Genomic DNA, 12,750 nt, shown 5'->3' on the forward strand with positions numbered 1-12,750 from the left:
ATGGGAAGTTCAATCGTTTTAAAATTATTAAATGTTACACAATACTATAGAAACAAAAGGAATAAAAAGTGGTACCTTCCGTTTGGATATGCCGCAGAAGACATAGAATTAAACAAAATATCTTTACACATTTATCAAGGAGAAGCCCTTGCACTTATAGGAGAGCCTGGTTCATCTAAGACATTGATTGGTAGAATTATGGCGCAAGACATTGCACCAGATAGAGGGAAAGTTGTTCAATCTGCAAGTATCTACTATGGAGATATAAAAGACAAACATTTATTAAATATGTCTGTTAAAAATTATATTGAAGAAACGCAACGCTTATTTAATTACAAGACGTCTTCACATAATGTTGATCAAATTATTAAATATGCACATTTAGATGATAAATCTTCAATGCAAGTAAACAAACTTAGTCACTCTGAGTATGCGCAATTGATTTTAAGTGTTGCAAGAGTATGTAAGACAGAAATTATTATTTTAAGTCATATTCTTGAGCATCTTGATGAAGATTTTTTAAATAAGGCGAAACAACTTTCAAGAGATTATGTGTCTAATGACTTATCAATTATATTTATAGACAATGATATTTCTAAAATATCTCAAGTAAGCAACTATGTTGCATGGATTTCTCACGGACAAGTGCGTATGGAAGGATCTTTAAAAGAAGTTTTACCAATATTTAATGATCATGAAAGAGATAGATTAAGTATTGAAGACGAAGAAACACTGAAGAACTTTGATTTAGATTGGAAGAAAAGTAGAAGTAGATTACCGGAAATGAGTTATAACTTTAAGAGAGTTGAACGATACAAACATGTAAAAGTTCCAGATTTCATAGTTAAATTTTGGACACTTTTAGTTTCAACTTTAATCGTCTTAGTTATACTTGGTGTATTAGTAGTGAATAATATGGGTAAAATTGAAATTCCCATCAACGAATCTCAAAAGAAAGTTCAAAATCAAAACACAGATCCATTTGAAAATAAATTGGCTTATGGAATAGTTCTAAACGAGAACATGACACTATCAAGTCATCAAGATATTGAAATGCCGAAATATTCTTTTGTAACAATTACTGGAGAAAGTGCTTCAAAATACCGCTTAATTGTCGATAATAATACTTACGAAGTAGGTAAAAATAAAATTTATTATTTTAATCCTGCTGCATTATATGAAAAACATGAATTTAGCACTTTAGCTCCATATATGAAATCAAACTACAGTAAATATGTTGATTATTTTAATACTCAATTACATAAATCACATAAACAAGTTAAAAAGACGCTTGTTCCTGAAAAAGACCAACGATTTGTGGTGCCTATTACACAACAACCTATTAAAATGTTATTTAATGATGAAAATAAGTTAACTGGTTTTGTGTTTCCTATAGTAGATAAATCAAAATTAGAATATAAGTTTAAAATTAAAGGTGATGTATGGATTTCAAAATTAAATAATGGCTATTTAATTGCAGATATGAAAAATAGTAAATGGATTTATATCGAATTGTAGGTGCAAACATGATAGATAAGTTAATATTATATTTTAAACATTTTCCATCACTTTTACATTTGGCTAAAGCAAAAGTGAAAGACACATGGAAACATGATGCAATTTTATTTTTAATACAATTAATCATCATAGGTATAGTAATTGGATTGATGTATTTCTTTAATATGGAAGAAGTTGAAAAGGCACAATGGATATATCGAATGATTACGTTCTGTGCTTTTGTAACCATTACTTATATTATTTATAAATCATTCAAATTATATAATCAGGATTATCTTATTGCTAAATCATTTCAACTAACACCTATTATAACGCCTATCATTAACGCACTTATAGGAGCTATAATAATCTATGTTTTATCGTTGATTACGTCAATCTTTAAGCCAGTAAACCTTGAAACGTCGTTTATTTCTTTTGTCTACTTTATGTTAATGACGATTATATTTATTGTGTTTATATCAATAACATTAGGTTTATTGATTTTAATAAGTAAAAAGGTATTTAAATTATATGTGATAGGGACAGTTGTATTATTCTTTTTAGTACCTATCATTTTTATACCGAATGATAAGGCAAATATAATTAATCAAATATTAAAAATTAATCCATTATATTATTTGATTGATGGATTATCATCTTCGATTGTTTTTGGTGCTATAAATATGTATAACATTGTGTATCACATTTATTTTATAGTCTTTCTAATATTAATTGGAGTGATTAATTTTGTTTTAACTCGGATTGTTGCACATAAGAAATATAAATATATTTAATATAAAATTAAATCTCTATAAGGAATATATATTTTTGTGATTTAATAATAACCCCTAAATGACTGTCAAAAAGCCATCTAGGGGTTGTTTAAGTTATAGATATTAATGAGAGTATAATTTTTTTTGAAGTTTTTCTTCTGTAAATACCCAGCCAATATATGAATGATCAATTTTTTGATCTTGAGTAAGATGGGCAATTGCTGCAAAAGAATAATGTCCTTTATTTAGATAACGTAAGTCTATCAATCGTATCTCAGTTGTTTGATCATCAAGTGTGCGTGTTTGCCAACGATAGATAGAAGAGAAGTTTAAAAAAGTTCTTATTTCAGGATTACTCTTTATTTGCCATAAAAGTGTATCGGGTGAAAATTGTTGACGTTTTACTTTATCACTAAAAGTTATATTACGACCATAAGCTCTACCTACATAGTCATAGTTTTCGGTTTGAATAGCTACACGCCATTCCATAAACTTTATAGTAGGTGCAACAAAAATTTTCACAGGGTGATGTTCTTTATGAATTTGTTTCAATGCTTGAGATTTGATAATTGATTGCATTTTAAATCTAACGATATAATAAATAATTAAAAATCCAATAATTGGGAAGAACACTATATATGGATGAACACCTAATAACCATAATATAATTCCTATACATAATAATAAAAAAATAATTGGATCAAATGTATTAATTACACCGAGTTGTATCCATTTATTTGATATAGGTCTAAGTGCTTGCGTTCCATATGAATTAAAGATATCTACAAAAACATGTAAAAATACGGCTAATTGAGCCCACATCCAAATATGAGTCACATCTACTTGTGGAAAGATAACGTATATTATAAATGCAAGTAGTATCGGCCATAAAATCGTAAAGGGTATGGAATGTGTAATACCACGATGATGTGAAATATAAGTTGCATTATTTTTTAATTTTAAAACAGTATCGCCATCAGGTATTAAAGAACCTGCAATTAAAGTTGTTGCAGTAGCAGTCATAGAATGCGACATTGCTGGATCTTGTGTAGCTAAAGCAGTTAGCCCAATGCCAATAGCAATATGAGTGGCTGTATCCATAAAAGTTCACTCTTTTCATCTTGATTTAATATATATTATAATCTAAAAATTAGAATAACAAAATTAAGAGAATTATCAAATATTAGAAAGTATCATAATTTATAATAATATCTATGTAATAGAAAGGATAATTTAATGTTTAATGAAATGACATTTAAAAATAATATTGTGACATGGTTTGAAAAAAATCAACGAGAAATGCCTTGGAGAGAAACGACTAATCCATACTATATATGGCTAAGTGAAGTTATGCTTCAACAAACGCAAGTTAAAACTGTGATTGATTATTACTATAAATTTATTAATCGATTTCCTACAGTTGAAACTTTAAGTGAAGCCCAAGAAGATGAAGTATTAAAGTATTGGGAAGGTCTTGGATATTATAGTCGTGCACGTAATTTTCATACAGCAATTAAAGAAGTGCATCATAATTATAATGGTGAAGTGCCATCCTCTCCTAAAGATTTTGGTAAATTAAAGGGAGTAGGGCCATATACTCAAGCAGCTGTAATGAGTATTGCTTTTAATTATCCTTTAGCTACTGTAGATGGAAATGTGTTTAGAGTATGGGCTCGACTCAATAATGATTATCGGGATATTAAATTACAATCTACTAGAAAAGCATTTGAAAAAGAGCTCGAACCTTATGTACAAGAAGAAGCGGGTACATTTAATCAATCGATGATGGAATTGGGGGCAACGGTCTGTACACCTAAGAATCCATTATGCCTATTTTGTCCAGTACAGGAAAATTGTGAAGCATTTCGAGAAGGAACTATATCAGATTTACCAATCAAGACTAAAAAACAGACAAAGAAAATAATTAATCAAGAGGTTTTTTTAGTTAGAAATCAAAAAGGACAATATTTGATTGAAAAACGTCAGGAGAATTTACTCAATGGTATGTGGCAATTTCCAATGTATGAGAGCCCTAATGGGGTTCGAAAACTAGAAAATAAGTTAAATCAGTCGTTAACTTTAGCTAGTAATGCAATATTTCAATTAAAGCATCAATTTACACATAAAATTTGGAATATAAATGTTTATAGTGTGATTGAAGATGTAAATATTGAATCAGCACAATTACCAGAATTTATGGTATGGTTTGACCTAAAAAATCGAGAAGATTTTTCTTTCCCAGTATCAATGAGTAAAATATATAAATTTATTGTTGGAAAATAGAAAACGTATTACTTTAATATATCTCTTTAAAGAAGTTAATAAAAATATGCTATAATTTGAGTTGTAAAAACTTTAAAAGGTGGTGTGGAGTATGGTCAAAGAATCCATACCTAAAGAAGGCGAAAATATAAAAATCCAAAGCTATAAGCATGATGGAAATATTCATAGAGTATGGTCTGAAACTACGATTTTAAAAGGGACAGATCACGTCATAATTGGTGGAAATGATCATACCTTAGTAACTGAAAGTGATGGTCGTACGTGGATTACTAGAGAACCTGCAATCGTGTACTTTCATTCTGAATATTGGTTTAATGTAATCTGTATGTTTAGAGAAGATGGCATTTACTACTACTGTAATTTATCTTCGCCTTTTGTATGTGATGAAGAAGCTTTAAAATATATAGATTATGACTTAGATATTAAAGTTTATCCAAATGGTAAATATCATTTATTAGATGAGGATGAGTATGAACAACATATGAAACAAATGAACTATCCTCATGAAATTGACGTTATACTAAGAAGAAATGTAGATATTTTACAACAATGGATAGAACAGAAAAAAGGTCCTTTTGCTCCTGATTTTATAAAAGTATGGAAACAAAGATATAAAAAAATTCGTAATTATTAAGCATAATTAATGTAAATAGTAATTAATTAGTTTATAGTACTTGAGTAATGTCAATAAGAGGTTGAAACTACTTGCCCATTCTCAAACAAATGGGTTTATGAATAGAGGGTTCAACCTCTATTAATTTTTGATAATAAAATTAGGGGGGAGTCAGCTTGATTCGACGATATTTAGAATTTGTCAAACCATATAAATATCGTATTTTCGCAACGATAATTATTGGAATAATAAAATTTGGTATTCCAATGCTAATCCCACTATTAATTAAATATGCGATTGATGGGGTAATTAATAATGGTACATTATCTACAAACGAAAAATTTCATCATCTTGCTATAGCCATAGGTATCACTTTATTTATATTTTTAATTATTCGTCCACCAATTGAATATCTTAGACAATATTTAGCACAATGGACGAGTAATAAAATTTTATATGATATTCGTAAGCAATTGTATAACCATTTACAAGCTTTAAGTGCTCGATTTTATGCAAATAATCAAGTAGGACAAGTCATATCGAGAGTGATTAATGATGTAGAACAAACGAAAGATTTTATTTTAACTGGGTTAATGAATATCTGGTTAGATTGCGTAACGATTATTATTGCTCTCTCTATTATGTTTTTCTTAGATATTAAGTTAACACTTGCAGCAATTATTATTTTCCCTTTTTATGTCTTTACAGTATATTTTTTCTTTGGACGCTTAAGAAAATTAACACGGAAACGTTCACAAGCGTTAGCAGAAGTACAAGGCTTTTTACATGAACGTGTTCAAGGTATGTCTGTTATAAAAAGTTTTGCAATTGAAGATAATGAAGCTAAAAACTTTGATAAAAAAAATAAAAACTTTTTAAGTAGAGCATTCCAACATACTTCATGGAATGCATATTCATTTGCAGCTATTAATACAGTCACAGACTTAGGTCCTATCATTGTTATTGGAGTAGGATCATATTTAGCGATTACTGGTTCAATTACAGTAGGTACTTTAGCAGCTTTTGTAGGATATTTAGAACAATTATTTGGACCATTAAGACGTTTAGTTTCTTCATTCACAACTTTAACGCAAAGTTTCGCCTCCATGGACCGTGTTTTTCAATTAATGGATGAAGACTATGACATTAAAAATAAAAAAGGTGCTCAACCTATTGAAATTAAAGAAGGTCATATTGAATTAAAAAATGTAAGTTTTAAATATAATGAAGATGAATCTTTAGTTTTAAAAAATATAAACTTAAATATAAATAAAGGTGAAACAGTAGCATTTGTTGGTATGAGTGGGGGAGGTAAATCTACACTTATTAATTTGATTCCACGTTTCTACGATGTAAGCAAAGGTGAAATTTTAATTGATAATCATAACATTAAAGATTATTTAACCGGAAGCTTGAGAAATCAAATTGGTCTTGTTCAACAAGATAATATTTTATTCTCTGATACAGTCAGAGAGAACATTTTATTAGGACGTCCTGATGCTAATGAAGAAGAAATCGTTGAAGCAGCTAAAATGGCAAATGCTCATGATTTTATTATGAATTTACCAAATGGCTATGATACTGAAGTTGGAGAACGGGGTGTAAAATTATCCGGTGGCCAAAAACAACGTTTATCTATTGCACGTATTTTCTTAAATAATCCACCTATATTAATTTTAGATGAAGCAACAAGTGCGCTTGACTTAGAAAGTGAAGCAATTATTCAAGACGCATTAGATGTTCTAAGTAAAGATAGGACAACACTTATTGTAGCTCATAGATTGTCAACAATTACACATGCAGATAAAATTATTGTTATGCAACATGGTCAAATTGTTGAAACAGGTACACATAAAGAACTTCTCGCTAAAAAAGGCGAATACGAACATTTATATAGTATTCAAGATTTATAACTCAATCATGACTAAAAAAAGACAAACTTAACTATCAAAGTTAAGTTTGTCTTTTCTTAATTATATTTGATTTTTATAAATCAAAATCTTCATCTTGAATATCAATATCTGTGTCATTACGATGATACGTAAAGAAACTTAGTCTTAGTCTATCTAAATGCTCTAAATAATATCGATATTCTTCAATAGCTGCGATGATTTGCATAATATTTGAATATGAATATTCAACTTGATATGGATTTTGAATTAATTGGTATTGAAAAGCATCCATAAGATCTTTCTTTTGAGGATTTAAAATTTGATTATCAAAATCATCTACATTATAACGAGCTTTTTTTGATAAACTTTTTAAAATTTGTTCGTGATACGCTGTCAAAGAATCTAACTCTAACTTGATTTGAAATAATAAGTTGTGATTCGTATTATGCAAATCATGTTGATATCTAGCCATACGGTTTAATACTTCATAAGCTTGTCGAGTTGTTCCAACAACCTCTTTGAATAGTATTTTTTTACGATTTTGTTGGAAAGCAGCTTTTCTAGTAAAAGCACGTTCTTCATGATAGTAGTCATAAATTTGTTCTAATTTTATAATACGAGATTCTAACTGTTCACCATCTTCTTTTATCTGATGATAATCAGAAGTATCATTAATTACAAGTTTAAACCATATAAATATGTCAGAAGAAATATTAACCGCATTATGATAAATTTTAGTTTCGAATTTTGGAGGTAAGAATACTAGATTTACAAGCGAAGCACTTAAAACTCCAATCATTACTAAAATAAATCTAAATGTTGCTACAAGATAAAACGATCCTGTATGTTGCCCCATAATGATTAACGCAGTGACACCTGCTAATGTTGCTACATGCGCCAAGTTTAATTTATACAAAATGGCGATTAGTAGAATGACTGTGATACCCATAATCACAATATTTTTTCCGAAAATGGTTACCATAATCACTGCTAATATAGCACCGATAAGATTACCTGTAGCTTGTTCAGATATAGTTTTCATTGAACGGTATAGATTTGGTTGCATTGCAAAAATAGCACTTATGCCTGCTACGGATTTCAAACCAACATTATCAGGTAAAAAAGAAGCGATAAAAAGGGCGAGAATAATAGCAATTCCAGTTTTAAGTATACGTGCGCCTAATTTCAAATACAACGCTCCTTTAAAAACAAGTTTATAGTTTAGTGTATTTTTAAATTAGTATACACTCAACAAATAAAACTGTACAAGTATTCGTATATAGAAAAACCTAAGAATGTATACTCGCAATATAACATTCTTAGGTTTTTTAAATTGCAAATATTATTTCATTTGACTAAAGGCATAATCAGCAGCTTCTAATGTTTGATCAATATCTTTTTCAGTATGCTCAGTAGTTAGGAACCATGCTTCAAATTTAGAAGGAGCTAAATTAATACCTTGATTGAGCATAAGTTTAAAGAATTTTGCAAATGCTTCTCCATCAGAATTTTCTACTTGTTCGTAGTGGGTTACTTTTTCGTCTGTAAAATAGAGTGTTAGAGATCCGTATACACGATTAATTGTTGCAGTAATATTATGCTTTTTAATAAGTTTATTTAAACCATCTTCTAAACGTTTACCTAAAGCATCTAATTTTTCATATACACCATCTTGTTCTAGAACTTCAAGTAATGCAATACCTGCTCTCATTGAAAGTGGGTTCCCTGCCATTGTGCCTGCTTGGTAAGCTGGTCCTAGTGGAGCGACGTGTTCCATGATATCTTGTCGGCCGCCGTAACCACCAATTGGTAATCCTCCGCCAACAATTTTACCGAATGCAGTTAAATCTGGATAAACATTTAATAAGTCTTGTGCAGCTCCATAATGGAAGCGGAAAGCAGTAATCACTTCATCGTAAATCACTAATGCCCCATAATCATGTGTTATTTTATTAACTTCTTCTAAAAATCCTGGCTGTGGTTTAACCATACCAAAGTTACCGACAATGGGTTCTACCAATACTGCTGCTACTTCATTTCCCCAATGTGACATTGCTTCTTTATAAGATTCAATATCATTGAAAGGGACAGTAATGACTTCCCTTGCTACACTTTCAGGTACACCAGCTGAATCGGGAGAACCTAATTGAGAAGGCCCACTACCTGCCGCAACTAGAACTAAATCAGAATGACCATGATAAGAACCTGCAAATTTTATAATTTTATTTCTTTTAGTATAAGCTCTCGCCACTCGAATGGTAGTCATAACTGCTTCAGTTCCTGAGTTAACAAAACGTATTTTTTCTAATGAAGGAATCGCTTCTCGTAATTTTTTACTGAAATTAATTTCAAGTTCAGTAGGCGTACCATATAAAACACCTTTAGCAGCTTGATCTTGGATAGCTTCTGTAATATGAGGATGCGCATGACCAGTAATAATTGGACCGTATGCTTGTAAATAATCAATATATTTATTCCCATCTACATCGTAAAGATAAGCACCATGGCCTTCACGCATGACGACAGGTGCCCCTCCACCAACTGCTTTATAAGAACGTGAAGGAGAATTAACCCCACCTAAAATATATTCATTTGATAACTTTTGAAGACGTTCACTTTCAGTGAATTTCATAGAGTCTCAACCTTTCTTATTTAATAATATTTATTTCTATCGTAACATAATAATCATAAATAATATGAAGAAATGAGTGATACGATGTTACAAATAGGAGACCTTTTCCCAGAATTTGAATTAGAGAATCAAAATGGTGAATTAATTACTAACGAAAAAATCAAAGGGGAAAAAGCAATATTATATTTTTATCCACGAGATAATACACCAACGTGTACAACAGAAGCATGTGATTTTAGAGATAACATACAATACTTTAATGATATGAAAGTTAAAGTTTATGGTATTAGTGGGGATTCCAGAAAAAAACATGAAAATTTTGTTAAGAAACATCATCTAAATTTTGATTTATTAGTCGATGATGGATTTAAGTTATCAAATGCAGTAGGAATATATCGTTTGAAAAAAAGTTTTGGAAAAGAAAATATGGGAATAGTGAGAACAACGTTTGTAATAGATGAAGCGGGATATATTATAAATATCATTGAAAAAGTAAAAGTTAAAACTCAAATAGATGAACTAAAACAAATGCTGGAGTGAGATAAATGAAAATTGTAAGCTTGAAACGTTTAGGTAATATAGAAAATGAATTAATAGAAAAATATCCAAATATTTCATTTTCATTTTATGATAAAGCTAGTAATATTCCAGATAATGAAAAAAAAGAACTCGAGGTACTGATTGGATATGATGGGGGTATAGACGAAAAATTTATTCAGTCTTGTCCGAATTTAAAGTGGATTGCTTGGTATGCTACAGGCGTAAATAACTTACCATTAGATAGTATTAAGAAAAAAGGAATTATTTTAACTAATACTAGAGGTATACAATCTAAGCAACTTTCAGAATATATACTAACTTTTATATTAGATGATCATAAAAAAATGAAAACATCATTTATCAATCAACAAAAGCATGTTTATGATAGTACTTTGACAGGTAAACGTTTGAAAGACGAAACGATTTTATTTTTAGGTACTGGAGCTATTGCTCAAGATACTGTAAAGCTATTGGCACCATTCAATTTGAAGATAATAGGTGTAAGTAAAACAGGCAAGCAAAAAGCAGCTTTTAATCAAATATATGAAATAAATAAATTGGATAAGTTATTAGGAAAAGCGGACATAATAATTAATACGTTACCTGAAACAAAAGAAACATACCATTTATTAAAGAAACATCATTTCAATTTAATGAAGAAAAGTACTTTATTTATTAATGTAGGAAGAGGAACAATAATAGAAGAAAGAGAACTTATTGAAATACTTAGAGAAAAGTTAATACGCCATGCTTACTTGGATGTGTTCGAAAATGAACCATTAGATTCCAAACATCCACTTTACAATTTAGAAAATGTTACAATCACTGCACATATTACTGGTAATGATAAGGAAAACAAAAAGGAAGCAACAGAAATATTTGAAAGTAATTTAACTCATTTTCTCAATAAAGAAGAAATGAGTGAGAACGTAGTAGACTTAATTAATGGTTATTAATAGAAAACTAATGGAACAATTGACATTGCAATATAAAAATAGTTATATTATTAATAAGATAATAATAATTACAAAGTAGAAAGATGGTGAAAATGATGAGTGCGGAAATAGAATCAATTGAACATGAGCTTGAAGAAGCAATTGTAGCATTGAGAAAGGCAGGCGTTCGTATTACGCCTCAAAGACAAGCTATTGTTAAATTTTTAATTAGCTCACATGCACATCCTACAGCGGATGAAATTTATCAAGCACTTTCACCTGATTTTCCAAATATAAGTGTTGCGACAATTTATAACAATTTAAGAGTATTTAAGAAGATAGGTATTGTAAAAGAACTAACTTATGGAGATGCATCAAGTAGGTTCGACTTTAATACTCATAATCATTATCATGTTATTTGTGAACGATGCGGTAAAATAGTAGATTTCCACTATCCTCAATTGGATGAAATTGAACAACTTGCTCAATATGTCACAAATTTTGACGTAACACATCATCGAATGGAAATTTATGGATTGTGTGAGGATTGTAAAAACAAAGAATAGGGAATAAAGTAAGAAAGTCGGATAGAATTCATTATGATTTCGCCCTCCCATCCTAGCTATGAAACCTAAGTTTCGTTTTACGTAGATGTTTTAATGAAAATATCTGTTTTGGACATTGGATTTAGAGTTAAAAAGCTTGGTCCAAAACATTTTTGTTTCAATCACTGACTGTGTTAACATATTAAAAACGCTTGAGACTGCTAAATGATGTCTTAGGCGTTTTTATTATGTTAATAATTATTTGTAAGTAATTGAAGAACTTAAAAAATAGACATTAAATAAATATTTTAGAGTTTTAGTATAAAAAATACTCATTAAAGATAATGAATACATTAGGCGTGAAATATTAAACGATTTTATATTATAAAAAGTATTGACGTTAAATAATAATATTGATATTATATAAAAGTCGTCAAAAACAAAAGATATTGTTTGAAAACGCGAAGTAAATTAGTTTAAAACAATGTTAAGAAAGTGTAATTTTGACTATTGATTATGAAAATGATTTATTATAAGATATTACTTGTTGAAATATTAATGAATTTTTTAAAAAAGAAAATAAAAATTCTTGACAAAAGTAATTAATATTTGGTATAATTTTTAAATGTAATTGTTAAAATGAACATTGAAAACTGAATGACAATATGTCAACGTTAATTCCAATAAAGTAACTTAAATGTTACAAACACTATTTAGTTTTATGAGCTAATCAAACATCATAAATTTTATGGAGAGTTTGATCCTGGCTCAGGATGAACGCTGGCGGCGTGCCTAATACATGCAAGTCGAGCGAACAGACGAGGAGCTTGCTCCTCTGACGTTAGCGGCGGACGGGTGAGTAACACGTAGGTAACCTACCTATAAGACTGGGATAACTTCGGGAAACCGGAGCTAATACCGGATAATATTTCGAACCGCATGGTTCGATAGTGAAAGATGGCCTTGCTATCACTTATAGATGGACCTGCGCCGTATTAGCTAGTTGGTAAGGTAACGGCTTACCAAGGCAACGATACGTA

11 protein-coding genes and 1 rRNA gene are annotated in these 12,750 nt (G+C 29.7%); 9 read left to right on the forward strand and 3 right to left on the reverse strand.

Going from position 1 to position 12,750, the window contains the following annotated elements; translation table 11 throughout:
• Together AC2FB1_RS02575 and AC2FB1_RS02580 are read left to right on the forward strand one after the other, a co-directional pair.
• Entirely contained in the window at positions 1-1,518 is a 1,518-nt protein-coding gene (locus AC2FB1_RS02575; protein ID WP_490673719.1) for an ATP-binding cassette domain-containing protein, read from the forward strand.
• The gene (locus AC2FB1_RS02580) at positions 1,497-2,291 is read left to right on the forward strand and encodes a teichoic acid transporter (RefSeq protein WP_490673720.1); all 795 of its coding nucleotides are present in this window, start codon (positions 1,497-1,499) and stop codon (positions 2,289-2,291) included. Before AC2FB1_RS02575 ends, AC2FB1_RS02580 begins: the two co-directional genes overlap by 22 nt.
• 102 nt (positions 2,292-2,393) lie before the next feature.
• On the opposite strand, the gene AC2FB1_RS02585 is transcribed toward AC2FB1_RS02580, so the two are convergent.
• On the reverse strand, positions 2,394-3,371 hold the full coding sequence (locus AC2FB1_RS02585) for a metal-dependent hydrolase (protein ID WP_490673721.1): 978 nt from the start codon (positions 3,369-3,371) through the stop codon (positions 2,394-2,396).
• Positions 3,372-3,506: 135 nt separating this feature from the next.
• Between AC2FB1_RS02585 and mutY the strand changes: the two genes are divergently transcribed.
• The 3 genes from mutY (at position 3,507) to AC2FB1_RS02600 (ending at position 7,079) form a co-directional block, all read left to right on the forward strand.
• Positions 3,507-4,553, forward strand: a complete 1,047-nt coding sequence (gene mutY, locus AC2FB1_RS02590) for an A/G-specific adenine glycosylase (protein ID WP_490673722.1) — start codon at positions 3,507-3,509, stop codon at positions 4,551-4,553.
• Between the two features lie 91 nt (positions 4,554-4,644).
• The gene (gene ntdP / locus AC2FB1_RS02595) at positions 4,645-5,187 is read left to right on the forward strand and encodes a nucleoside tri-diphosphate phosphatase (RefSeq protein ID WP_017175215.1); all 543 of its coding nucleotides are present in this window, start codon (positions 4,645-4,647) and stop codon (positions 5,185-5,187) included.
• Positions 5,188-5,342: 155 nt separating this feature from the next.
• Positions 5,343-7,079, forward strand: a complete 1,737-nt coding sequence (locus AC2FB1_RS02600; RefSeq protein ID WP_490673723.1) for an ABC transporter ATP-binding protein — start codon at positions 5,343-5,345, stop codon at positions 7,077-7,079.
• 73 nt (positions 7,080-7,152) lie between these two features.
• On the opposite strand, the gene AC2FB1_RS02605 is transcribed toward AC2FB1_RS02600, so the two are convergent.
• Together AC2FB1_RS02605 and AC2FB1_RS02610 are read right to left on the reverse strand one after the other, a co-directional pair.
• The gene (locus AC2FB1_RS02605) at positions 7,153-8,247 is read right to left on the reverse strand and encodes an FUSC family protein (protein WP_490673725.1); all 1,095 of its coding nucleotides are present in this window, start codon (positions 8,245-8,247) and stop codon (positions 7,153-7,155) included.
• A gap of 153 nt (positions 8,248-8,400) precedes the next feature.
• Positions 8,401-9,690, reverse strand: a complete 1,290-nt coding sequence (locus tag AC2FB1_RS02610) for a glutamate-1-semialdehyde 2,1-aminomutase (protein ID WP_490673726.1) — start codon at positions 9,688-9,690, stop codon at positions 8,401-8,403.
• Between the two features lie 84 nt (positions 9,691-9,774).
• Between AC2FB1_RS02610 and AC2FB1_RS02615 the strand changes: the two genes are divergently transcribed.
• The 4 genes from AC2FB1_RS02615 to AC2FB1_RS02630 form a co-directional block, all read left to right on the forward strand.
• Positions 9,775-10,230, forward strand: a complete 456-nt coding sequence (locus AC2FB1_RS02615) for a peroxiredoxin (protein ID WP_490673727.1) — start codon at positions 9,775-9,777, stop codon at positions 10,228-10,230.
• 5 nt (positions 10,231-10,235) lie between these two features.
• Positions 10,236-11,186, forward strand: coding sequence for an NAD(P)-dependent oxidoreductase (locus AC2FB1_RS02620; protein WP_490673728.1), 951 nt, complete (start codon positions 10,236-10,238; stop codon positions 11,184-11,186).
• 95 nt (positions 11,187-11,281) lie between these two features.
• The gene (perR, locus tag AC2FB1_RS02625; RefSeq protein ID WP_490673730.1) at positions 11,282-11,731 is read left to right on the forward strand and encodes a peroxide-responsive transcriptional repressor PerR; all 450 of its coding nucleotides are present in this window, start codon (positions 11,282-11,284) and stop codon (positions 11,729-11,731) included.
• 724 nt (positions 11,732-12,455) lie between these two features.
• Positions 12,456-12,750, forward strand: a 16S ribosomal RNA gene (locus AC2FB1_RS02630); the annotation flags it as partial.

This window comes from Staphylococcus sp. CoH_129_LAB_1 (genome assembly GCF_058191515.1).